We start from the raw sequence: 23452 nt of genomic DNA, 5'->3' as shown, positions 1-23452 counted from the left end.
CCGGTCAGGAGCCGGGGCGCTCGAACGCCGACGGCAGCGGGAAGTACTCCTGCAGCATCCGCCGCAGCATGCGCGAGTGCCGCTCGCGGTCCTCCGGCGAGAGGTTCGTGTCGTTGAGGCAGAACACGTCGAACTCGCGCGACCGCGAGATCCGGTTGAGCGTCAGCGCGGCCTCGTCGCTCGCGAGGTCGAGGTACTCGTACGCGATGGCTCCCTCGACGGCGCGCCCCGTGACGTAGGCGTACCAGTGGTGCAGCGCGGACGCGACGGAGTGGTCCGCGGGGTCGCGGAACCGGGACCCGACGAGCTGCTTGAAGATCGTGGGGTACGCGGCCTCGAGCTCCTCGAGCACCGCGCGCTGCTGCGGGTGGGGCGTGTGCTTGACCTTGTTCGTCACGGTCCGCCCCGTGAGGTGCTCGACGAGCTCGCGGTTGTGCTTCGCGGCCGACAGGACCGGCAGGTCGCGCACGCTCGGCGGGTCGAGGTCGAGCAACGAGCGCGAGACGAAGAAGCGCGACAGGCCGTTCCCCTCGAAGAAGAGCTCGGGCGTGACGGGTCGCCCGAAGAACACGTCGTCGTTGAGGTACAGGTAGCGGTCGGCGAGCCCGGGCACGTGGTGGAGCTGGGACTCGATCGCGTGCGAGTTGAACACGGGCAGCGCGCTCGTGTCGCTGAAGATGTCCCGGTGGTCGACGACGGACACGCGCCCGCTCGACGTGTCCAGCCAGCCCGGCACCTGCCCGCACGTGACGACGTGGACGTGCCGCACCCAGCTCGCGTACATCTCGACCGAGCGCAGCGAGTACCGCAGCTCGTCGTGCCCGAGGAACCGCGACGCGCTCAGGGCGTTGGGGTTCACGGCGCCGGCGGGAAGCCCCGCCTCGGCGCGGTCGCGCTCGGCCTGCCACGCCGGGTCGGTCCCGTCGACCCACGTGTAGACGACGTCGACGGGCTCGCGCACGGCCTGCAGCCGCGCCGCAGGCACGAGCCGGCGGTCCTCCCGCTGCTGCGCCCCGTGCCACGCGCGGGGGGTCACGTAGGCCGCCGTGCCGTTGGGCCGCGGCGGGACGAGCGTCCCAGGGACGTGGGTCCCGCCGTCGAGCCGCGGCACGTCCGTCCCGGTCACGGCCGTCCAGAGCTCGATCTCGACGCGCTCCGCCTCGCCGCCGAGCGGTGTCCCGCGTGGCGCCACGAGCACCCGGAAGACCGCGAGGGCGGACGCGCGGCCGCCCTGCACCGCCCAGCCCCTCAGCGGGGTCCGGTGGCGCGCGCCGTCGACGCGCACGCACCACTCCGGCTCGGCGACCTGCGCGAGCGCGCGGCGCACGTCGGGCTCGTGCACGGCGGGCACGACGAGGAGCGCGGGCGCGTCCTCGAGGATCGCGTACGGGACGGCGTGCTCGTCGAGCGCCGCGCGGACGGTGCGGAGCGTGTCCTCGCGCGCCTGCCAGGAGTCGAACCGGTCCACGACGCGGCCGAGGACTCGTCGTGGTCCGACCGGTCGGTACCCGCGCGGCACGGCGACATGCCCGAGCCGGCGCGCCGCGTCGCGCAGGGTCGTCTGCCAGCCGGCCTGACCGTGCAGGAGCCGCGACGCGTGCAGGCGGGCGCCGACGGTCATGTGCGCCGCGACGGCGGTCCTCACACTCATCGGTCGTCCTCGGTCGGTCGGTTCGGACCGGACCCTGCGCGACGTCGCCCCCGGTCCGGCTCGCTCTCGGTGGCTCCTCGGCCGTCGAGGAGACGGTCAGAGTCTAGCCCGCGGGCGCGCGCAGGCCCGCGACGCGGGCAGCGAGCCTCAGGCGCGGGCCGCGACGTCCTGGCGATAGCGCTTGATCCTGCGGACGAAGTCCTTGTACGCCTCGCACACGACGTCCGCGGGACCGTCCATGACGAGCTGGCCCTTGTGCACCCACAGGACGCGCGAGCAGATGCTCTCGATGGTCGCGATCGAGTGGCTCACGAGGAACACCGTGCCCGCACCCTGGCGCACCTCGTCGATCCGCGCCTTGCTCTTCTGCCGGAACGTCGCGTCGCCCGTCGCGAGGGCCTCGTCGATCATGAGGATGTCCGGCACGGCGGACGCGGAGATCGCGAACCGCAGACGCGCGCTCATCCCGGAGGAGTAGGCCTTCATCGGGAGGTTGACGAAGTCGCCGATGTCGGCGAAGTCGACGATCTCGTCGTAGCGCTCCTGGACCTGCTTGGGGGTCAGGCCCAGCGCGAGCCCGCCGATCATGATGTTGCGCTCGCCGGTGAGGTCGCCCATGAGCACGGCGTTCACGCCGAGCAGCGCGGGCTCCCCGGCGACGTACACCGCGCCCTGCGCGGGCGGGATGAGCCCGGCGATGGCGCGCAGCAGCGTGCTCTTTCCCGAGCCGTTGATCCCGACGATGCCGATCGACTCGCCGTGGTGCGCGACGAAGGAGATGCCACGGACGGCCTTCACCTCGCGGACCGCCGCGGGGCGGCGGCGCCCCCGGCGCAGGACGCGGGACACGACGGATCCGCCCTCGTCGCCCGTCGCGTGGCCGACGCGCTTGGCACCGAACACGCGGTAGGTGATGTGGACGTCGTCGACGAGGAGGGACGGCGCGCCGATCTCGGTGCTGACCGGAGGGCCTCCCTCGAGGTCCTCGGGGTCGATCTCGAAGTCGATCTCTGCGTCGCTCGTGTCAGTCACGGCCGTACCTCTCCTCACCGCGCCAGAACACCAGGAACCCGAGCACGAGGAACAGCACGGCCCAGCCCGCGCCGAACGCCCACATCGTGGGGTCGGGCGGGTACGCCGGCTCGTCGAGGATCGACGAACGCGCGAGGTAGAGGTACACGGCTACCGGCTGGTACTCGAGGATCCAACCCCACGAGTAGGCGCCGACGAACCGGTCGATGCTGAAGATGACGCCGGACCCGTACATCGCGAACCGCATGACGAACGGGATGATGTTGTTGAGGTCGGGCGTGATCGCGACCCAGCGCGCCACGAGGAACGCGCAGCCGGTGCTGAAGAGCCAGAGCAGGAGGACCGCCGGGACGAGCAGCAGCCAGCGCCAGGTGACGGGCACGTCGCCCTCGAACGACAGGAGCCCCGAGGCCCAGGAGATGATGCACATGACGACGAGAGCCGGGCCCAGCACGGTGAGCTCGGCGAGCACCCCGGAGATCGGCAGCACGGCACGCGGGAAGTGGACGGATCGTACGAGATTGAGGTTGCTCCGGATCGCTTTGGCACCCGCGGTGATCGACGACTCGAAGAAGCGGAACATGAAGGTGCCGACCACGATGAAGGCGATCGTGTTCTCGATCCCCGCTCGTGCGACCTGCAGGATGAAGCCGAAGATGAGGACGTAGACCGCGGCGTTGAGGACGGGGGTGAGGATGGACCACGCCTGACCGAGGTAGTTGTTCTGGTTGCGTGCGTACGCCTTGGACGAGGCGAGGACGCGGATGAACGAGCGGCGGGCCCAGAGCTGCCGCAGATACTCGGGCAGGCGCGGCCGGACGCCCATGGGCGCGAGCGCGTTCGCGCCGACCGTCGCCTCGACCCATCGCGCGTCATACCTGCGCTCGATCGGCTCCGGGGGCTGCGGTTCCTGGTGCACCCGCCTCCGGGCGCCAACCGCGGCGTCGGCCTGCGTGGACGGGGTCGCGCTCACGTACGTCTGCACCCATCTGGAAGGGGAACGGGGTCGGCATCGGGCCAGGCGAAGAGTCGGGCGGCCTGCGCCTCGGCCACTATATCCGCCGCCGTCGACGGCAAGAGCCGCAGGCCTGACGCCGACGTAGAGATTCCGTGCACGCCGGACGGGCTGACGACCCGTCCCGACCTCTGCCCGTACACTCGGCACCCGAGGGCGCTCGCCCTCGCCCCGTCCGCCTGGCGGCACCCGCGCGGTGAGCCGCGGACCACATCGTCGCCGACGCTGCACCCACCGACCGAGGAGTGTTCGCTTGCCCCGCTTCCGCAAGCTCCGCCGACTGGCCGCGAGCCGACTGCCGATCGCCACGAAGGACCAGGTGCGCGCCGTCGCGGCACGCTCGACGCGGTGGTCGGAGGCCTACGAACGACTCCTCGCGGCGACCGAGGACCGGCCCGTGCGCAAGCGCGCACCGAGGGAGCTGCCCTCCCCCGATCCCGCCGAGAAGGTGCGCAGGGCCGCGAAGCGCCCCGGCACCCCCCTGTTCGACGACGTGCGGCACGGCCGCGGCCTCGCCGCGTCGTCGGTCCGCACCGCGCGCACGCTCCTCGGCGAGAAGCGCACCGCGGCGGCCCAGGCGTTCGCCGACGCGCTCGTCGCCGACCCGGAGTCCGCGACGGTCGGGCACCTCGCCGCGGGCGTGGTCGCGCAGAAGCGCGGCTTCGACGACCTCGCCGTGCACCACCTCGACGCCGCGGGCGACGAGCTCGCGCTCGAGCACGCGTGGTTCGAGCGCGTGCGCTCGCTGTTCTCCGTCGACCGCGCGCGCGGGGTCGAGCTCGGCCGCGCCGCGCTCGCCGGCCCCGCGGACTCCCTCGAGCCCCGCCAGTGGTTCGAGCTGTACAAGTACCTGTTCGACGCCGACGAGCTCCGCCTCGCCGACCAGGCCTACACGCGGCTCGAGGAGCGGCAGGCGGTCGCGGGCGACGACGTGTGGCCCGTCGGGCGCGCCGAGATCGAGTGGGACCGCAAGTGGGTCGGCGTCGAGCGCAACCTCACCGCACCCGCACCGGAACCGGGTCGCGTGGTCTTCGGCCTGATCGACTACGTCCAGCCCGGGCGTGTGCGGGCGTCGCAGAACATCGGCGACCAGATCCAGACGCTCGCGTCGCTCGGCCACGTCGTCCGCCACCAGGACCTCCGCTTCCACGGCGACGACGACGTCGTCGGCTTCGTCGAGGACATGCAGCGGCGCGTGCGCCCGGAGCTTCGACTGAGCGGCGTCTCCGCGGACGTCGAGCTCGTGACCGTCGACCGCGACTCGACCACCTACCAGGCGTTCCCCGAGAACACGTGGCTGCTCGAGTTCGGGTGGCACATGCACGCGATCTTCGGTCTCGACCGGTTCGACTTCCCGCTGCACCCCAACCTCAACCCGATCTTCGTCTCCTTCCACTGCAACAAGCGTGAGCTCCTCACGCCCGAAGGCGTCGAGTACCTCAAGGCCCACGGGCCGATCGGCTGCCGCGACTGGACCACCGTCGACCTCCTCCTCTCGCTCGGCGTGCCGGCGTTCTTCTCCGGCTGCCTGACGACCACGGTGAACACCGTCTTCCCCGACCTCGACGCGAAGCCGGCGCCCGCCACGGTCTACGTCGACGTCGCGCGCACCCCCGTGCCCAAGGGCCACGAGAACGTCAAGCAGTCGTACGGCGAGGTGAAGAAGCGCGACTTCACCGCGAACATGCGCGACGCGGTCGCGCTGCTCGAGCGCTACCGCCGCAACTACACGGACGTCGTCACGACGCGCCTTCACTGCTACCTGCCGACCCGCTCGCTCGGGCTCGCCGTCGACTTCCAGCCGAAGAACAACGCGGACGTCCGGTTCAACGGCCTCTTCCGCCTCTCCCAGCCGGACTTCGACGCGATCAGGTCCCGCATGCGCGACCGCCTCCAGCCGGTCCTCGCCGCGATCTTCGAGGGTCGGTCCCGCGAGGACGTCTACGCGCTGTGGAGCGAGACCGTCGCCGACGAGGTCGCCGCTGCCGAGGCGCGCCACGCGAGGACGTCCCCGCTCGAGCCGCACGGCACCGCCGCGCACGACCTCGCGCTGCCGTTCCGTCCCGCCGTGCCGGCGGCGGCCGAGGGCGCGGTCGACGTCGTCCTCACGCCGACCGCGTCGGAGGTCGCCCGGGTCGCCCCGGTGCTCCGCTCCGTCGTGGCGGGCACGTCGGCGCCGGTGCGCGCCTGGGTCGTCGCCCGCGGCGCACGCCCCTCCGGTCTCGATGTCGAGGGCGCGACGGTCACGTGGGTCGACACGACCGCGCTCGACACCACCCCGCTCGGCCTGTCCGACGGGCGGGCGGTCGACCGCGTGCTCCTCGCCGAGCTCGTCCCCGTCGACCGCGCGGTCCTGCTGCCTGTCGCGGCCGCAGTCGTCGGCGACGTCGCGACGCTCGCCGCGACGGACCTCGGCGACTCCCTGCTCGCGGCACGCGACGCGTCCGGGAGGTCGTCGAGCGGATTTGCCGTGCTGTACGGTGCCGCCCGCGCGCTGGACCCGGAGCCCGCGACGGCGTACGAGTTCTACCGCGTGATCCACTCGCGGCACGTGTTCGACTTCGACGCGTTCGACACGGACGTCATGGTCCTCGACCTCGCACGCCTGCGCGAGAACCACGTCGCGGACGAGCTCATCCCCGCCATGCGCACGTACCGGCTCGACGACCGCGCGGCGCTGCACCTGCTCGCCGGGCCGTCGCGCGCCGTGATCGACGCCGCCTGGGCGCACGTGCCGGGCCGCGAGCACGTCGAGTCCCCGCTGCTCTGGCACTGGGCGGACTCGACGAAGCCGTGGTCTGCGGACTTCGTGCCCGGCCGCGACCACTGGCTCGCCCACCAGGGCTGACCACTCCCCCTCGAGACCCACGGAGGTACGACACCGTGTACTCCCTGCTCCTGCTGAACGGGGGTGTGGGCGCCCGCGTCGCGGCCGGACAGCCGAAGCAGCTGATCAAGGTCAACGGCATCCCCATCCTCGTCTACTCCCTCGTCGCCGCCGACGCGGTGCCCGAGATCGATCAGATCGTCCTCAACTACCCCGAGGGGTGGCGCGACGAGGTCGAGAAGGTCGTGACCGACTACGCGATCAAGACGCCGGTGACCTACGTCCCCGCTGGCAGCAGCCGTCACGACTCGGTCGCGCGCATGCTCGAGCACGTCACGAACGGCGACGTCGTCATTCACGAGTCGGCCCGACCGCTCGTGGAGACCGCGGACTTCGCCCGTCTGGTCGCGTCCGAGCACCGCAACGTGTCGCTCATGCTCCCGATCCCCTTCACCGTGGCCCCCGTGGACCCGGCGTCGCAGCGCGTGACGGGGTACCTCGAGCGTTCCACGCTGCGCAACGTCCAGCTCCCCCAGAGGTTCTCCCGCGCCGACCTCGAGGACGCGCACGCGTTCGCCCGGCGCGAGCAGAAGGAGTTCACGGAGGACGCGACCCTCGTGGCGGTCGCGGGTCATGACGTGCGATTCGTGGAGGGCAGCGACCGGAACATCAAGGTGACGACACCGACCGACGTCCGCCTTGCGACGTACCTCCTGACAGGTGGGGAAGACGACTGGAATGAGTAAGACACTCCTGGTGACCGGCGCGTCGAAGGGCATCGGCCTCGAGACCGTGCGCCGCTTCATGGCGAACGGCGACGCCCAGGTCACGACGGTGCTCATGCTCGCGAGGGCCTCTACCGAGTTCACCGCGGCGCTGGACGACCTGCGTGCCGACAACCCCCGCGACGTCATGCTCGTGCCCTACGAGATCGACCTCGCCGATCGTGAGGCGATCATCGCGCTCGTGGGCGAGATCGTCCGTGACCACGGCAACGTGGACGTCCTCGTCAACAACGCCGGGTACACCAAGCCCGTGCCGCTCCAGCAGGTCGACTTCTCCGACTTCGAGCGCACGATGGCGGTCAACCTCTATGCGCCGTTCACCCTCGTCCAGGAGCTGCTGCACGGGGGCAACCAGTTCGACCTCGTGGTGAACATCGCCTCGACGGCCGGGATGAACGGCAGGTCGGGCTGGCTGACCTACTCGGCGTCCAAGGCGGCGATGATCAACATGAGCGAGGTCATGCGCGAGGAGCTCGCCATCTACGGCACCCGGGTCGTGTGCATCTCGCCCGGTCGCACGGCGACCGCGCTGCGTCGGGTGCTCGCGCCCGAGGAGGATCCGAGCACGATCATGCAGCCGGAGCACGTCGCGGCGGTGATCGAGATGCTTGCCTCCCCCGTCGGGCGCTACGTCGACTCACGAAACCTGGTCGTCCGTCAGTAGTCCGCGCCTTCGCGAGGGAACGCCCCATGAACGCTCTTGTCGACACGGTCCGCACGATCTGGCCGACTCTTCGTACCGTGCTCGTCAACCTGGTCGCCGCGACGGCTCTCGTCGTCGCGGCGACCGCGACGCCCGACGCGTGGGCCGGCGCGCTGGTCGTGGCGGGAGTGCTCTCGATCGCCTGGGTGCTCCGAACCCGGATCGCCCGGCCGACGCCGGGGCTGCTCGGGACGTACGGTGCGGCGCGGATCCTCCTGGCGGCCGCGGTCACCGTCCTCGCGGCACGAGACCCCGGCGACTGGCCTGCGGTCGTCGCCGGGGCTCTGGTCGCGCTCACCGTCGCGGTCGAGGCGGTCGTCGCACGGTCCTGGCGCCAGGTCGGACGTCTCGTCCGAGGCGTCCCGGGTGGCCCAGCGATGCCCCGCAGCGCGCGGCTCGGCCCATGGCAGGTCGCCTTCTCCCTGGCGGCAGCAGCGCTCCTCGCGGGAACGCCGTGGCTACCGGCTCCGGTGCTCGTCCTGCTGCTCGTCGCCATCCTCGTCGTCGCCGGCGCGGAAGCCGTCTCCGTCCTCACCGCGCCGCGCGTCCGGGCCCGGCGTGAGCGCGAGCTGCGGGCTGCCCTCGAGGCGTACGCCCCACAGGTGATGCTCTACATCACGGGCCCGGGTGGAACCGAGTACCAGCTCGCCGCGTGGGCTTCCGTGCTCGAGCGGATCGACGCCAGGACCGTCGTCGTCGCGCGGGAGCACGCCCTCGCCGAGGCTGCGGCGCGCACGACGTCGCTACCCGTCGTCGCGTCCCCCTCGCTCGCCGAGCTCGACGCGTTGCACGTGCCGAGCTTCCGCGTCGCGTTGTACGTGAACAACGGTGCGAAGAACACGCACAACGTGCGGTACCAGGACATGACCCACGTGCAGCTCCTGCACGGTGACAGCGACAAGCCCGCGAGCTACAACCCCGTCACCGCGATGTTCGACAAGATCTTCGTCGCAGGCCAGGCAGGGATCGACCGCTATGCGAACCACGGCGTGCGGATCCCGCTCGACAAGTTCGAGATCGTCGGCCGACCGCAGGTCGTCGGCATCGAGCGCCCCGTCGTCCGACGTCCTGCCACCACCGCGCTCTACGCGCCGACGTGGACAGGGTTCCAGGCTGACGCCAACTACGGCTCGCTCCCCGTGGGCACCGAGATCGTGCGCGCGCTGATCGACCACGGCCTCACGGTCACCTTCCGACCCCACCCGTACTCGGCGGGCCAACCGTCCTCGGCGCAGCAGATCTCCGAGATCGAGGAGCTTCTCGCGACCGACGCCGCGTCCTCCGGGCGTGCCCACGTGTTCGGCGAGGCGGCGTCGGCTGGCCGCACTCTGCAGGAGTGCTTCAACGAGGCCGACGTGCTCGTCACGGACGTCTCGTCGGTGCCCGCGGACTTCCTCTTCTCCGAGAAGCCGTTCGTCATCCTCAAGATGCAGCCGGGCTCGACCGCGGAGTTCCTCGCCGAGTTCCCCCTCGCGCGCGCCGGCTACCTCGCCCACGGCAGCGACCCGTCGACCATCGGCGCCGCGGTCCGCAGCGCCGTCGGGGACGACCCGCTCGCCGAGACGCGCAAGGAGCTGCGTACCTATTACCTGGGCGACCTGCCCTACGAGGGGTACGAGCAGACGTTCCACACCGCGATCCGTGTACTCGTCGCCGCGGGCCCGAGGGCGGCCGCCGCCCCGTCGTCGGACACCCTCGGCCCCACCGATCTCGACATGCCCGTCGCGGTCGACGAGCGCACCGCCGACGAATTCTGACCCAGCAACTCATCCAGCAGATCTCGGAGGTATACCGACCGTGATGCATCCCGGCGCGGCAGGCGCTCGTGCGGACGACCAGGAACAGCTCCATGTCTTCATGGTCGTCGGCATCCTGGGCAAGGGCGGCATGACCGCGGCGATGCTCAACCGCGCCCGAATGTTCGTCGAGCACGGCATCCCGACGACCGTCGTGACACTGCAGCACGACCCTGATCACGCACTGCGCAACGCGGAGTACCTGGAGATGGGCTGGCTCGACCCACGGGTCCGGGTGCTCAACGCCTTCAAGGAGCGTCGTGCCTCGCACCGCACGGCGAGGTTCCGCGGACGTGTGCGAGACCGGGTGGCCACGAAGGTCCGCGCGCCGCGCGGATCGCGGAGCCGGACCGACCCCGCGACAGGGCATGAGCACTTCGTCGACACCCGGGAGACGGTGGTGATGTCGCGAGCACGACGGGACGACGGGACGGTCTCCTGGGTGCGGTGGCACACGGACGGCCCGGGGGCGGACCGGGTCGTGCACTACGACCGTGACGGCAGTGCGCTCCGGGAGTGCGACGTGGTCCCCGGGTCGGAGCAGCTCATCGAAGAACGCTTCCTCACAGTCACCGGACACCCGTACTTCGTGCGCACCTACCACCGCACCACGGGGAAGCCCGCCACCGCGCACGAGACCGACGAGCGTGGCCGGCGCACGGACCGTCAGGTCGGGGGCCAGACCGGATGGCTCGCCGACTGGCTCACGCAGCTCGCGGAGTCCGTGCCGGGCGACGCGGTCTTCATCTGCGACGGGCCGGGCAGCGCCGGCAAGGTCTTCCGCATCCCCCGTCGGGCCGCTGCGACCCTCTTCATGGTCCACAACAACCACTACAAGGCTCCTTTCCACCCGGGCGCCCCCGTACGCACCGACTACGGCGGCATCTTCGCGCGAAGCGCCGAGATGGACGCTCTCGTGGTGCTCACCCAGGAGCAGGCGACGGACATCGCCTCCGAGTACCCGGCCCGCGACGTGATCCGCGTGGTCCCGAACTCGGTCGACGAGAAGGCCGTGGTCACGGCCTCGCGCGACCCGCTGCGGGTCACGATGTTCGCCCGGATGGTGGCGCAGAAGAACGTGCTCGAGGCCGTCGACGTCTTTCGCGAGGTGGTCGCGCGCGTCCCCGATGCCACGCTCGACATCTTCGGCGCCGGCCGCCTCACCGAGGCCCTCGAGGAGCACATCAAGGAGACAGGGATGGGCGGTTCCGTGCGGTACAGGGGGTACGCGACGAACGCCTCGGCAGAGATGGCTGCGTCTGCGGCTGTCCTGTGCACCTCGTTGTACGAGGGACTGCCCGTGAACTTCCTGGAGGCTTACCGCGTGGGTACCCCCGTGGTCTCCTACGCGTGCAAGTACGGCCCGAAGGACCTCGTGGACGACGGCAGAACGGGATTCGTGGTTCCGTTCGGCGAGCGTTCCCTGCTCGCGGACCGCATCGTCGAGGTCCTCCAGAACCCCGACCGGTCGCAGGTGATGGGCGAGGAGGGCCGGCGGACGATCCTGGGGCGGTACTCGAACGCCGAGGTGTTCGCCACCTGGAAGGCCGTGATCGACGAGTCGAGGGAGCGCCTCGCGGCGCGACGTTGAGGCGTCGCCGGTGCGGGCCGGCCGGCCTCCCTGCCCTCGCCCACCCCTGCGACGGGTCGACCCGCCGCAGGGGTGGAACGACGTCACTCCGTGGCGAAGTACTCGTACTCGTTGGTGCTCGCGTCGCGCACCTTCCACACGTCGCCGACCGCGGAGGCCCGCGCCGCGGCGGAGGGCTTGGCCGTGAGCGTGTACTCGATCGTCCCGGACGCGGTGTCGACGGCAGTCTTCTTCACCGTCGCGGTGCTCCAGGCGCCCGACGCGTCGCGGAACGCGAAGCGCAGGTTCGAGAACGGGTCGGCATCCGCCGGATCCCGCAGGGCGACGCCCGAGCCGACGACGGTCGAGGAGCCGTACGTCGTGTCCAGCATGCCGGTGGTCCACCGGGTCAACCACGCGGGTGTCCCGACCGCGTACGGGTCCGTGATCGTCGAGTGCACGAGGAGGAAGGCCCACCCGGACGGGGTGGTCTGACCGGAGCCGTTGCGTGCCACGGCACGGACCTGCCATGCGTCGCGCGCGGAAGTCCCCTTGATCGAGATCGACGACCCGGTCTTGCCGGCGAGGGTTCGCCACTGCGTCTCGCCGTACGGGCGGTACTGCCAGGTGTACGTCAGACCACTGACCTTCTTCACGGAGAACGTCGCGGTCTGGCCAGACGTGATCTGCACGTGCTTGAGGCCCGTGGGCTTGGCCGGCGCCGCAGCGGCAACGACGACGGACGGGGTGCTCGGCGCCGCCGCGGCGACAGCCGGGACGGACGCGCCGATCGCGAGCGCGGCGACCGTGGCGGCGGCTGCGGTGCACGCACCCCGACAAAGAACCTTGAACACTGGACCTCCCAGAGGACGGCGGGAGACAGACGATGCGCTCCTCCCGCGGCGCACCGTCGTCGGCACGCGTGCGCGAAATCTACACCGCACCTCAGGTTTCGACGCAGTCGCCCGCCGAACGGCCTCGAGCACCCGCGCGCTAGAGTGCTCCGGTGACCCCACCACCCGCTCGTCCGGCCTCGCGGCTGCGCGGACTCGACGGCCTCCGCTTCCTCGCGGCCGCCCTCGTCGTCGGCTATCACTTCACGGGCATCAGCACACCCTACTGGGGGACGGAGCCGAGCACGGTCTTCCCCACGCTCAACCAGGTGACGCGGTACGGCTTCCTCGGGGTCGAGTTCTTCTTCATCATCAGCGGGTTCGTCATCCTCATGACGGCCTACGGGCGCAAGGTCGAGGACTTCGCGGCGTCCCGCGTCTCGCGGCTGTTTCCCGCCTACTGGACCGCGGTGGTCGTCACCCTCGTCCTGCAGTACTTCTGGACGTCAGGACGCCAGCTCAGCCCGCGCGAGGCGCTGCTCAACTTCACCATGATCCAGGAGGCCTTCGACGTCCCGAACGCCCAGGGTGCTTTCTGGACGCTGTGGCCGGAACTGAAGTTCTACCTGCTCGTCGGAGCGTTCATCCTCGTCGGCATCACCCGGCGTCGTGTCATCGCGTTCGCGGTTCTCTGGCCGCTGCTCGCCGAGCTCGCGGACGTGACGAACCAGGCCCTGCTCACGTCGCTCCTCATCCCGACGTACGCGCCCTACTTCGCGCTCGGCATGATGCTCTTCCTCGTCTACCGCGACGGGGGCGACCTCGTGGTCTGGCTCGGCGTCGCGTTCAACCTGGTGCTGTGCCTCGTCCATGTCACCGCGTACGCGGGGCGTGCCACCGAGCTGGTGGGGCAGCCGGTGTCCCCGACCGTGACCGCGCTCATCCTCCTCGTGATGGTCCTGGCCATCTGGGCGGTCAGCGCTGGCCCGCTCGCCGGGATCGAGTGGCGCTGGCTCACGGTCCTCGGCGCGCTCACCTACCCGCTGTACCTCGTGCACGGGCAGTTCGGCTTCTTCGTCATCGACGTCGCGTACGACTCGCTCCCCGCCTACGTGGTTCTTGCGCTCGCCGTTGTGGTGAGCCTCGCGCTCGCGGCCGCCATCCACTACCTCGTCGAGAAGCGCTTCCACGAACGTCTCCGCCGAGCCGTGAAGGCCGGGCTCACTCGCCCCGCGCACGTCGTCGCGAGGAACCCCGGACCGGCGCCCGTCTCGGACCAGGACGCTCCGCCCGGACGGCGGGACGCCGCGCCGGCACCGGAGCGGACGCGGGACTGACCGGGTCCTCCCGTTGCCAGGGCGGTCGGCACGGCGCAGGCTGGACCCATGCGGCGACTCAACGTGCTCTGGGGACGACGTCTCGCTGCGGGCGTCGGGACGGTCCTCCTCGCCCTGCCCCTCGTCCTCACGGGAGCGCCCGCACAGGCGGCGACTCCCGCGGTGACCGGGACGATCACCGGTCCGACGTCCGTCGCGCCCGGCGGTTCGACGGTGGTCCGCGCCACGTACACCAAGGACGGGGTGAAGGTCCCGGCGGCAACCGTGAGGCTCCAGAAGGTCGTGTCGGGAAGATGGACCGACGCAGCCGACATCGGCATCACGAACGGGGTCGGGTCGCGGACGATCTACCCGAAGGGCACGACGACGTACCGGATCGTCAACTACAACGCGAGCGCGGTGAGCTCGACGTTCAAGGTCACCGTGCAGGCCGTCCCGTCGAGCTTCACGATCAAGGGCTCGGGGTTCGGGCACGGGGTCGGGATGCCGCAGTACGGCGCGTATGCTCAGGCGCTCGCCGGGCGCAGCTCGTCCACGATCCTGCCGAGCTACTACACCGGTGCGAAGGTCGCGTACCGCACCACCCCCGAGACGGTCGCCGTACAGGTCTTCGGCCCGGAGCCGTACGGCTACACGCCCGGCACCTACTCGGACGAGAAGACCTCGACGACCGTGCGCGTGAGCGGGGGCAGCTGGCGCCTTCGCAGCGCGGCGGGCGCGACCCTCGCGAGCGGTACGAGCGCCACAACCCTCACGCTGCGCACGACGAGCACGCGGATCAGCGCGACGGTCGGCGGCACGACGTACAGCGACACCCTGCTTCGCCTGCACTGGAGCGGTACGCGCTACTACTACACGACCGGCCCGAAGGCGGTGGCGACGGTCGGCGGCGCTCACGGCAGCTACCAGAACGGACGCTTCACGATGCGGCCGCGCACGGGGAAGGTCAACATCGTCAACGACGTCCTGCTCAACACCGAGTACCTCTACGGCATCGCGGAGATGCCTTCCTCGTGGGGCACGAACGGGCTCTCGGCACTCGCCGCGCAGGCGATCGTCGCGCGCAGCTACGCCCTGACGAAGCCGTGGAAGAGCGCGTGCGCGTGCCACGTCGTCGACGACGTGCGCGACCAGCACTACACCGGCTGGAAGAAGCAGAGCGAGGGCACGAACCAGCAGTGGGGCAGGATCTGGGTCAAGGGCGTCGACGCGACGGTGAGCTCGCGCACGTCCGCGAAGGTCCTCACCTACGGCGGCGAGCCCGTGGCCGCGCACTACTACTCGTCGTCCGGCGGCCGGACGGAGTCGAGCGAGAACGTGTGGTCCTCGGCGATCCCCTACGAGCGCAGCGTCGCCGACCCGTGGAGCGCGCGGGCACCGGGCAACTCGTACGTGGCCTGGACGCGGACGCTCAGCCAGGCGAAGGCCCGGACGTTCTTCGGCCTGCCCGACGTCAAGACCATCACCGTCTCGAAGAAATACACGGGCGGCACGATGGCGGCGCTCACCGCGACGTCGTCCGCAGGCGTGAAGAAGACCGTCACGGGCAAGGCCGACAGCCTGCGCTCGCGCCTGGGCGCCGCGACCACGCAGGGCAACCTGCCTGCCGCGTGGGTCACCTCGGTCACGGGGTGACGCGGGACCTCGCGGGCGGCACGGGCAGGCCCAGCGCCTCCGACTGCCAGGCGACGGTCTCGTCGCACGCCTCGAGGAAGCGGTCGGTCGCGGCGCCGGGCGTCGTGTCGCCGAGGTAGTACTCGACCATCGCCTCGCGTCCTGCGCGCCCGGGGTCGTCCGCGACCTCGGCGTGCAGGACGTCGGGCGCACCCGCCACGTCGTCGGGCGACAGGCGCGGGACCGTCTCGAGCATGCGCGTCGAGGCGGTCCGCACACCCGCGTGGCGCGCGTCGGTGACGACGAGCGGACGGCGCGTGGGGAGCCAGTCCATCGCGACCGCGGAGACGTCGGAGACGAGGAGGTCTGCGGCGTCGAAGGCCGCCGCGAGGCTCTCGTCGGTCGATACGCGGTGGCCCGCGGCCGGGTCGGCCGCCGCCGCCTGCGCCACGAGCTCGCGGATCTGGGCGTCCGCCTCGCCGTACGCCGGGAGGCGCACGCCGGAGAGCGGGTGCGGGCGGTACAGGACGCGGAAGCGATCGTCGGCGAGGAGCGCGCGGACGAGCGTGGTGCCGAGCACCCCGACAGACCCGTACGCGGCCGAGGGCTGCGCGCCCTCCCACGTCGGCGCGTAGAGCACGGCCGTGCGCGCGCCGGCGTCCGGGCGCGCACCGACGACGAGGGGTTCCTCGTCGAGCTGCGGGCGGCCGACCGGGACACAGCGTGCGACGGCGTCGAAGTGGTGCAGGTACGTCCCGAGCCGGTCGATCGCGGCCTGGCCGGCGACGAACGACAGGTCGTAGGCCTTCGCCTGGTTCGAGACCGAGACGACCTTGTCCGAGTCGCCGTGCAGGAGCGACACGTGGGCCATCGACCCGAACCGCAGCATGGAGAAGTTCAGCGGGTTGTGGTTCACGTAGAGCGCGAGCCGCACGTCGCCGCGCCCGAAGAGGTCGTCGAGGGTCGCGTAGTGGGCCACGGTCACGACGTCGAGGCCGGACTCGGCGCGGACGGCGCGCCCGGTGCGCGAGTCACTCGTCACGACGAGAACGCCGCGGCGCTCGTCGAGCGCGCGCAAAGGCCCGTACCACTGACGCAGCTGGTACAGACCGTCGACCGTGTCGGCGAAGAAGACGACAACCTGCTGCTCCAGGGTGGTGCCCAGCAACCGGTCGTCGTCCCCGAGCCCGTCGGGGATCCCACCCGGCAGGAGCCCGAACCGGCGGATGACTCTGCCCCCCAGCGAGCGCACCGTGCGCCGCACGCTCGTCCCGCGTGCCTTCGCCATGTCCGTCCTTCCTGCGCCTGCGCGGCGCCGTCTGGTGCAGTCTAGGTGAACGGAGCACGGCGACGACGCGCGGCGCGGCCAGGACGGTGCGCTCGTGCCGCCATCGACGCGCGAGCGACGCGACATGCGTCTACCGTGTCCGGAACCGTGCGGCGATGTCCACGGACGAACGAGGGAGCCTGTCGATGACGTTGACCCACCGTCGTGCGCCGCACGTCCTCCTCACGGCCCTCGTGGCGCTGGTCCTCGCGGTCGGGCTCGTCCCTCTGGGGGCCCCGGAGGCCGACGCGGCGACCCGGTACCGGATCTCCACCTGGGTCTCGACGACCCGGGTGCTCGGAGGAGAGGCGGTCTGGGTGAAGGGCACCGTCACGGACTCGCGCGGGAAGCCCGTCGACGGTGTCACCGTGGCGCTCCAGAGGAGGCCGTCGGGAGGTTCGTGGTCCACGTTCGCCTACCGAACCACCGGCGCGAGCGGCGTCGGCCTCTACCCGAACCGGCCCGGCCGCAGCTACCACTACCGTGCCGTGATCAAGGGGAACTCGAAGGTCGTCCAGGTCTACGGGGCAGCGAAGACCGTGCGGCTGCTCCCCTCCGGGACGCGGTCGCTCGGCTATCGGGCCCAGCAGCTCGCCCCGGTCATCGGCAGGGCGACGAGCCACATGGCAACCTCCGGATCGACCGCCTGGCAGTACTACAGCGGCGGGCTGCTCGTGCGACGCGGCGACACCGGGTCGCAACGCACCTGGCTCGTCCAGGGCAAGATGCTCACGGCGTACAAGAACGCCGGGGGGCTGAAGGGGCCGCTCGGACGACCCCTGCAAGACATCCGCTGCAGCCTGCTGGAGTCCGGGTGCATCCAGCGCTTCGTCGGCGGGACGCTCTACTACAGCTCCACCTCGCCGACGGTGACGATCGCCTACGGCAGCGGCAAGTGGACCGAGCATGCCGCGGTCGCGAAGTCCCAGGTCGGCTACGAGGAACCGACCTGGCGGGTCAACAAGTACAACACGTGGGTCGGCGCCCGCAATGCCTGGTGCGGGGTCTTCCAGAGCTGGGCCTCGGCCGCGTCCGGGAACGGTTCGGCGGTGCCGAAGGCCACGACGTTCACGGGTCTCGTCAGCGCTGTGAAGTCCCGGGGCATGACACGCTCGACCCCGGCCGTGGGGCGCCTCGCCTTCTTCGACTTCAACCCGAACGACGGCGTCCGCTCTCCCACGCACACCGGCTACATCGTCGAGGTCCGCTCCGGGAGCTCGATCGTGACGATCGAGGGGAACACCACGTACAGCGGCGGGTTCACGAACGAGAGGGTCGTCGCGCAGCGCGTGCGGCCGACGAGCGCAGTGGTCTTCTACGCCGCGCCGTACTGACGAGGAGGGGCGTGTCTCCGAGGACGCGCCGCCACGACGACGCGGAGCTCCGCTGGCAGCGCTCGGTCCTCGCACCGTCGAGCGCCGACCAGCCCACTGTACGCATCGGGTGCCGGCGCGAGCAGGCACGGACTCGCGGCGCGACCAGTCACTCGGGAGACACGTCCTGGCGTCCGCCGAACCTGGCGGCCCACGCGGGTCGCGAGGACGCTTCCGGGAGGGCGTCCGCGTAGGCGGCGCGCAGCACTGACCAGCGCGACCACGCGGAGCGGTGCAGCCGCCACGTCGCGCGCAGGAGAGAGCGCGCGCGCCGAGGGTCGCGCACGAGCCTCCCTCCCCCGGGGAGCTCGACGAGGTCCCTGCCGAGCGTGGTCCGCCAGGTCAGCACCGCCAGGTCGTCGACCAGAACCGAGCCTGCTGTGCCGCGCACCCGTGCCCGGCGCACCACACCAGTGGCTGAACGGAACAGCGCGCGGGGAAGAGGCAGAGAGCCGGTAGCGGCAGGCGCCCCGGAGACACGCGGCGCCGCAGGACGTGCGTCGAGCACGGCCTGCGCTCGTGGCCGGACGGTGGTGAGATCGCCGCCGAGCCAGCCCGGGCCGCCGACCACCTCACCGAGCGCCGCGTTCCACAGCTCGGCAGTGTCGTACCGAAGCGCCAGCACGTGCTTCACCTGGTGGAGCAGCGAGTCGACGAGAACACCTCGCCCAGCGCCGTAGGCGGCGGCGGTGGCAAGACGGTTGCGATGGAGCGGCCACGCGGACCAGGAGGAGATGGTTCCCTTGGCGGCCCACGTCGGGTGCCATACCGCCGTACCGGGCAGCGTCGCGCTCGAGAGGCCTCGGCGTTGCGCACGCAGGCCCCACTCGGCGTCGTCCCACTTGAGGAAGTACGGCGCCGGCAGACCGACCCGTGCCACCGCCCCGGCCGGGAGGAGCGTCCCCCACCACCCGGTGTACTGCGCCCGGTCCCGCGGGTGCGTGAAGGTCCACGACGGCGGCCCACCGTCAGCCAGGTCGGCCCCGGCGTCCCCGAGGCCGTCGAGCGGACCCCAACGGAAGGAACGCGGCGCGACGCCCTCCGACAGCGCCTCCAACCGGGTGGGGTGCTCGGCGGAGAGCAGGCCGGTACCGAGCACGGTCGGCGCGGGCGCCAGTTCCGAGACGACGAGAAGTCGCCGCAGGACCTCGAGGTCGATCTCGGCGTCGTCGTCGAGGAGCAGCACCGGGTCGTCGGGCCATCGCAGGGACTCGACCATCCCCCGCCCGTAGCCGCCGGACCCGCCGAGGTTCGCCTGCTCGAGCAGCACGACGCGATCCCCCGCGGCCTCGATGACCTCACGCGCACCGTCCGACGCGGCGAGGGTCCCGCCCTGGTCGACGACGACCACGCGGCCGACGGTGCCGACAGCCTCGGGCGCGGTGAGCCGGGCGAGCTGGTCCCGACAGTCGGCCTCCCGGCGGAAGGTCGGTACGACCACGGTGGCGGGTGACGACGGCTCGCCGCCCTCGGTGGACCAGGTCACGGTGTCCACCAGGCCGTCGCCGCGGTCCGGCGCCTCGACCTCGATCCACGCCCAGTCCACACCGTGCGTCGGCACGACGACGACGTGCCCGCCCTCGAACGACGCCTCGGCGATCACGACGGCTCTGGCGCCTCGGCCGCCCCGCACCGTCAGTCGCCCCGACCCTCGAACCTCGAGCCGGACCGTCGAGATGCCCAGCAGCTCCCTCCACCACCCGACAGGCGCGGCGTTCAACCACGTGCCGAGGTCGAGGACCCCGCCGGCGGACACTCGCACGACGCCGTCGACCGGCATCCCGCCGCGCAGGTAGGCCGGGAGACGACCCTCCGGTGAGCCTGGGCGCGGCAGGGCGAGGCGTTGCAGGTCGGGCATCCGGCGATCGTAGCCGCTCGTCAGCGGTGGCCGAGTGCGACGGCGGAGATCCTGACCACGCCTGTCGAGACCGTACGGAGCTCGACGTCCCCGGAGACGAGGCGCGGCAGGTAGAGGTCGACGCTGCGGCGGTCGACGGTGCTCGACGCCGAGAGGTCGATGCGGCCGTACCGGGTCCCGCCGACGTACACGTCGACGGCACCGCCGCCTGGTCCGACCTTGCCGATCACCCGCACCCGGCGCACCTCGACGGCGTCGGGGACGGTCAACGTCGCTCCCCGGGCCTCGGTCCGGTACACGTACCCGCGGACGTAGCGGGAGCTGTCGACCCTCGTCCAGGCCCGCGAGCCCGTGGAGAGCTCCCAGTCGGTGGAGGGCAACGGCCGCGCCACCGAGTAGAAGGTCGCGAGCGGGCTCGTTCCGGAGCGCCCGACGGCCCGCACGCCGTACACGTAGAGGCCGCCCGGTGTCGCGGACCGTGCGGTGTGCGTCGTCCGAGTGGTGGAGGTGAGCTTGGTCCAGGAGTCCGGCAGCCCGGTGCGGTACGACGCCGCGCGCACGTAGACGTCGTAGCGCACGGCTCCCGGGGAGGCCGCCCAGCGGAGCGGCGTCGACGTCCCCATGCTGATGGGGCTGTAGGCCGTCGAGAGCTGATTGACCCGGGGCTTCCCGGGCGTGGCGGCGGCGGGCTCGGTTCGGGGGAAGGACAGCGCGCTGATGCGCACGTCCTTGCCCGCGTCCATCGAGCGGATCGTGACGGTGCCCGACGTGCTACCAGGAAGGGTCACGACGCGCTGCCCCTGCTTCGAGATGGTCGACGACGCCATCGAGACGGTGCCGACGACCCGACCGCCGACGACGACCTGCAGACGTCCCTTCCCCGGTCCCGTCGGACCGATGATGACGACCTGGCGTGCTTGACGTACGCCGCGGACGGTGACGGCGGCGGTGCTCGAGGTGGATCGCATCGCGGCGTCCCACAGGTACGCGGAGTCCGAGACCTTGGCGTAGGACGGGCTGAAAGTCATGGACGTCAGGCCGATGGGTCGCGTCGAGGTGCGCACCTGGGTCAGGGTGCCGAGCCGACCGGCGGAGTCGACGGGGCGCACCGCGACGCTGCGCGTGTACCCGGCTGGAGTGCTGATGGAGGTGCGCGTCCCGGTCACCGTCCGCAGCGTCTTCCACGAGCGGGAGTCCGGCGATGCCGCGCCGTGCGGCGCGTTGCGCTGGTAGACCTTGTACCCCACCGCGCCCGGGACGGACGACCACTCGTACGCCGCCGTATAGGGGAGCTGCGCTGGTCCGAGCGTGGCGGGTGTGGCGCCCGGCTGGACCGCCCACGTCGTCGGCCTCGCCGGCCCGTACGACGTCGTCGCCGACGCGACCCTGCTCTTGACGTTCGAGCGGATCGAGGACAGTTTCGCGTAGAGGTACTGGCCCGGGCACGTCGTGTAACTCGTGTCCCGGTGGCCGGAGATCACGCGCACCGAGACCCGGGAGCCTGGCTGGTACCGCGACGACGACCCGCCGCCGGTGAGCGTGACGGAGCCCGTGGCATCGAGACCGTGACGGAACGCCTGCCACGCGAGGACCCGCTCGATCGAGGTGACGAGCCCGCTGCTGGGCCGCGCCGTCTCGTAGTTGCCCATCGCCGAGACGCCGATCGTCTCGGTGTTGAAGCCGCCGACCTGGGCGCCGACCGGCAGGTCCTGCAGGGCGTCGCGCCGACCCTGGTAGATCGTCCCGTACTTGTCGACGAGGAACTGGTAGCCGATGTCGGGCCAGTCCCGCGACCCCGTGTGATACGCGTAGATGCCCCGGACGATCGCCGGCGCCTGCGCCTTCGAGTAGCTGTTGGTGCCCGCCGTGTGGTGCACGAACATGGCCTTGAGCTGTGCCGAGACGTCGGGCCAGGCGCTCCCCCTGCTCTCGTCCGCCCCCCATTGCGCGCGCGTGACGATCGCCGGCCGCAGCTCGTCACCCGTCGCCGCGTCAGCGCTCGCAGCGGGTCGACCCGTCGCTCTCCCGTCAGCCGCGGACGTGCCGGGGTCCACGAGGTCGATACGGGCGCCGTCGGGCGTGTCCCCGCTCTCGGTGACGACGCGGGCCTGGATGCCTTCGGAGCCTCCGGTCACGACGGGCGCGGTCCCCGGCCTCTCCCCCGCCATCCCGAGGTCCTCGACCTCGAGCGGAGTCCAGTCGGACCACGAACCGTCCGCGAGCACACGCACCGCGACCTCGACGACATCCGCGCTGTCAGCCTCGTCGTCCCACGTGACGCCCGCGACGAGGAACGGCTCGGTCGCGGTGAGCGCCGTGAGCCCAGCGACCCGGCCCTCCGCACCGTCGACGGTCACCTCGCCGGGGTCCGCCGTTCCGTCCCCGTCCGTCTCCTCGGCGCTCTCGTCCGCGTCCACGCCGTCCGGAGACCCCGTACCGCTCGGTGTGCCCGTGCTCTCGGCCGCAGCTCCCGAGCGGGTCGGTCGCTCCTCGGGCTGTGCCGCGTCCTCGACGTCGAGCCCGCCGACGACGGCCGGCTCGAGCGCGGTGGGGTCTTCGACCGCCTCCTCGACCACGTCGTCGATCTCGACGGCCCGGACGTCGGGTGGCACCGCACGGGCCTCGGGCACCGGGAACGAGACGACCGGGAGGACCCCCATCCCGGTCGCCAGGACAAGGACGACCGCGCCTCGCGCCGCTCTACGCACCCGGCCACGGTAGCCCGGGGCACCTTGACGCGCACGCGGCTTCCCCATCGCCCCTGATCAGTCCGCGCGGCGCCCGACCCGGCCGATCAGGTCCTGACGATGTGCAGACGCCCGTGCAGCTCGCGTCGGAAGCCCGCACGACCGGCGAAGTACTCGTCGACCGCGGTGCGGCAGCCCGACCAGGCGAAGTAGTCGTCGACGACCAGGCGTCCACCTGTCACGAGGTGCGGCACGATCCGCTCGAGGCACGTCCTCGTCGACTCGTACCAGTCCCCGTCGAGGTGCGCGAGGGCGACCGGCTCGTCGAGCCGGATGGTGTCCTCGAAGTATCCCTGGACGAGTTCGACGTTGGACCTGCCCACCGGGTACCCGTGCCGCGCGAAGCTCTCGGTCACCTCGCCGTACAGGTCGTCCCTGTAGCCGTAGTACGTCTCGCCGCCCACGCCGCGCGCTCCCCCGGACGCGATCTTCTCGTAGCGCCGATGGACGTCCTCGCCGTCGGCGTCGCTCGGGGGCGGAATCATCCCGAAGACGTCGTAGACCGCGAGCCTGCGCTCCGGCGACTTCGCGGCCGCCAGGACGATGGCGGAGCCACCACGAGCGGTTCCTGCCTCGATGAACAGGCCTGGGATCTCTTGCGCCTCGGCGTCGAGCGCCGCGCGCGCGAGCGCCGCGAGCTGTGGCCCTTTGAGATAGCTGAGGTTCTCCCGGATCACCGCGCCGATCCGCTCGACCACCGCATCAGGAAGGGTGTCCGTCGCCATGGTCGTCTCGGCCTCGTGCGCGCGTGCGCGCAGCCTCTCGATCTCGAGCCGCTGCGTCGCGATCGTCGCGTCCTTCTGCTGGATGCGCGTCCGGGCCGCGCGGACCCGGCGCCGCAGGTCCTCGGCCCGGTCGCGCTCGGCCGCCAGCTCTCGCCGCAGCTCGGGGACCTCCCGCCGCAGGGCCAGGAGACGCGATGGTGCGGTGACTAGGCGACGGAACTGGCCGGCGGCTCCCATCGCCCCAGCCAACCACCTCGCA

General features: G+C 71.6%; 16 protein-coding genes. 8 read left to right on the top strand and 8 right to left on the bottom strand.

Going from position 1 to position 23452, the window contains the following annotated elements:
* Window positions 1-4: 4 nt before the first annotated feature.
* From LGQ04_RS11640 to LGQ04_RS11630, 3 genes are all read right to left on the bottom strand, one after another.
* Complete coding sequence (locus LGQ04_RS11640) at window positions 5-1651, bottom strand: stealth family protein (protein ID WP_229243868.1); 1647 nt, start codon at window positions 1649-1651, stop codon at window positions 5-7.
* Window positions 1652-1798: 147 nt separating this feature from the next.
* On the bottom strand, window positions 1799-2683 hold the full coding sequence (locus tag LGQ04_RS11635; protein WP_229243867.1) for an ABC transporter ATP-binding protein: 885 nt from the start codon (window positions 2681-2683) through the stop codon (window positions 1799-1801).
* Complete coding sequence (locus LGQ04_RS11630; RefSeq protein ID WP_229243866.1) at window positions 2676-3602, bottom strand: ABC transporter permease; 927 nt, start codon at window positions 3600-3602, stop codon at window positions 2676-2678. Before LGQ04_RS11630 ends, LGQ04_RS11635 begins: the two co-directional genes overlap by 8 nt.
* 349 nt (window positions 3603-3951) lie before the next feature.
* Here LGQ04_RS11630 and LGQ04_RS11625 point away from each other — a divergent pair, with 349 nt between their 5' ends.
* From LGQ04_RS11625 to LGQ04_RS11605, 5 genes are read left to right on the top strand one after another with little or no spacing between them, the layout of a single operon-like run.
* Entirely contained in the window at window positions 3952-6546 is a 2595-nt protein-coding gene (locus tag LGQ04_RS11625) for a glycosyltransferase family protein (protein WP_229243865.1), read from the top strand.
* Between the two features lie 35 nt (window positions 6547-6581).
* Complete coding sequence (locus LGQ04_RS11620) at window positions 6582-7271, top strand: IspD/TarI family cytidylyltransferase (protein WP_229243864.1); 690 nt, start codon at window positions 6582-6584, stop codon at window positions 7269-7271.
* Window positions 7264-7974 carry an SDR family NAD(P)-dependent oxidoreductase gene (locus LGQ04_RS11615; protein ID WP_229243863.1) on the top strand — a complete coding sequence of 237 codons (711 nt, stop codon included), beginning with the start codon at window positions 7264-7266 and terminating at the stop codon, window positions 7972-7974. The genes LGQ04_RS11620 and LGQ04_RS11615 overlap by 8 nt, the downstream gene beginning before the upstream one ends.
* A 26-nt stretch (window positions 7975-8000) precedes the next feature.
* Window positions 8001-9770 (top strand): CDP-glycerol glycerophosphotransferase family protein, encoded by a 1770-nt coding sequence (locus tag LGQ04_RS11610; protein ID WP_229243862.1) that lies wholly within the window; start codon window positions 8001-8003, stop codon window positions 9768-9770.
* 43 nt (window positions 9771-9813) lie between these two features.
* Window positions 9814-11400, top strand: a complete 1587-nt coding sequence (locus LGQ04_RS11605; RefSeq protein ID WP_229243861.1) for a glycosyltransferase — start codon at window positions 9814-9816, stop codon at window positions 11398-11400.
* 83 nt (window positions 11401-11483) lie between these two features.
* Here LGQ04_RS11605 and LGQ04_RS11600 read toward each other — a convergent pair whose 3' ends face one another.
* Window positions 11484-12233 carry a hypothetical protein gene (locus LGQ04_RS11600; protein WP_229243860.1) on the bottom strand — a complete coding sequence of 250 codons (750 nt, stop codon included), beginning with the start codon at window positions 12231-12233 and terminating at the stop codon, window positions 11484-11486.
* Between the two features lie 152 nt (window positions 12234-12385).
* On the opposite strand from LGQ04_RS11600, the gene LGQ04_RS11595 reads away from it, so the two are divergent.
* Together LGQ04_RS11595 and LGQ04_RS11590 are read left to right on the top strand one after the other, a co-directional pair.
* On the top strand, window positions 12386-13549 hold the full coding sequence (locus LGQ04_RS11595) for an acyltransferase family protein (protein WP_229243859.1): 1164 nt from the start codon (window positions 12386-12388) through the stop codon (window positions 13547-13549).
* A 48-nt stretch (window positions 13550-13597) separates the two neighbouring features.
* Entirely contained in the window at window positions 13598-15184 is a 1587-nt protein-coding gene (locus LGQ04_RS11590; protein WP_229243858.1) for a SpoIID/LytB domain-containing protein, read from the top strand.
* Here the strand turns inward: LGQ04_RS11590 and LGQ04_RS11585 are convergent.
* A complete protein-coding gene (locus LGQ04_RS11585) occupies window positions 15174-16451 on the bottom strand; it encodes a CDP-glycerol glycerophosphotransferase family protein (protein WP_229243857.1) in 1278 nt (425 codons plus the stop codon). The genes LGQ04_RS11590 and LGQ04_RS11585 overlap by 11 nt on opposite strands.
* A 185-nt stretch (window positions 16452-16636) precedes the next feature.
* On the opposite strand from LGQ04_RS11585, the gene LGQ04_RS11580 reads away from it, so the two are divergent.
* Entirely contained in the window at window positions 16637-17824 is a 1188-nt protein-coding gene (locus LGQ04_RS11580; RefSeq protein WP_229243856.1) for a carboxypeptidase-like regulatory domain-containing protein, read from the top strand.
* Window positions 17825-17972: 148 nt separating this feature from the next.
* On the opposite strand, the gene LGQ04_RS11575 is transcribed toward LGQ04_RS11580, so the two are convergent.
* The 3 genes from LGQ04_RS11575 to LGQ04_RS11565 form a co-directional block, all read right to left on the bottom strand.
* Window positions 17973-19721, bottom strand: a complete 1749-nt coding sequence (locus tag LGQ04_RS11575) for a glycosyltransferase (protein WP_229243855.1) — start codon at window positions 19719-19721, stop codon at window positions 17973-17975.
* 20 nt (window positions 19722-19741) lie between these two features.
* Window positions 19742-22333: an N-acetylmuramoyl-L-alanine amidase gene (locus LGQ04_RS11570; RefSeq protein WP_229243854.1), complete on the bottom strand. Its 2592-nt coding sequence runs from the start codon at window positions 22331-22333 to the stop codon at window positions 19742-19744.
* A gap of 182 nt (window positions 22334-22515) precedes the next feature.
* Entirely contained in the window at window positions 22516-23430 is a 915-nt protein-coding gene (locus LGQ04_RS11565) for a TylF/MycF/NovP-related O-methyltransferase (protein ID WP_229243853.1), read from the bottom strand.
* Between the last annotated feature and the right edge of the window lie 22 nt (window positions 23431-23452).

The sequence above is a fragment of the Cellulosimicrobium marinum genome, assembly GCF_020551945.1.
Lineage (GTDB): Bacteria > Actinomycetota > Actinomycetes > Actinomycetales > Cellulomonadaceae > Cellulosimicrobium > Cellulosimicrobium marinum.
This window is presented reverse-complemented; position numbering and strand designations above follow the sequence as displayed.

Bases quoted from the DNA above. Each gene is read 5' to 3' on its own strand.
- LGQ04_RS11640 (WP_229243868.1), bottom strand. From the start codon at position 1,651: ATGAGTGTGAGGACCGCCGTCGCGGCGCACATGACCGTCGGCGCCCGC.
- LGQ04_RS11615 (WP_229243863.1), top strand. From the start codon at position 7,264: ATGAGTAAGACACTCCTGGTGACCGGCGCGTCGAAGGGCATCGGCCTC.
- LGQ04_RS11610 (WP_229243862.1), top strand. From the start codon at position 8,001: ATGAACGCTCTTGTCGACACGGTCCGCACGATCTGGCCGACTCTTCGT.
- LGQ04_RS11605 (WP_229243861.1), top strand. From the start codon at position 9,814: ATGCATCCCGGCGCGGCAGGCGCTCGTGCGGACGACCAGGAACAGCTC.
- LGQ04_RS11590 (WP_229243858.1), top strand. From the start codon at position 13,598: ATGCGGCGACTCAACGTGCTCTGGGGACGACGTCTCGCTGCGGGCGTC.
- LGQ04_RS11585 (WP_229243857.1), bottom strand. From the start codon at position 16,451: ATGGCGAAGGCACGCGGGACGAGCGTGCGGCGCACGGTGCGCTCGCTG.
- LGQ04_RS11580 (WP_229243856.1), top strand. From the start codon at position 16,637: ATGACGTTGACCCACCGTCGTGCGCCGCACGTCCTCCTCACGGCCCTC.
- LGQ04_RS11575 (WP_229243855.1), bottom strand. From the start codon at position 19,721: ATGCCCGACCTGCAACGCCTCGCCCTGCCGCGCCCAGGCTCACCGGAG.
- LGQ04_RS11565 (WP_229243853.1), bottom strand. From the start codon at position 23,430: ATGGGAGCCGCCGGCCAGTTCCGTCGCCTAGTCACCGCACCATCGCGT.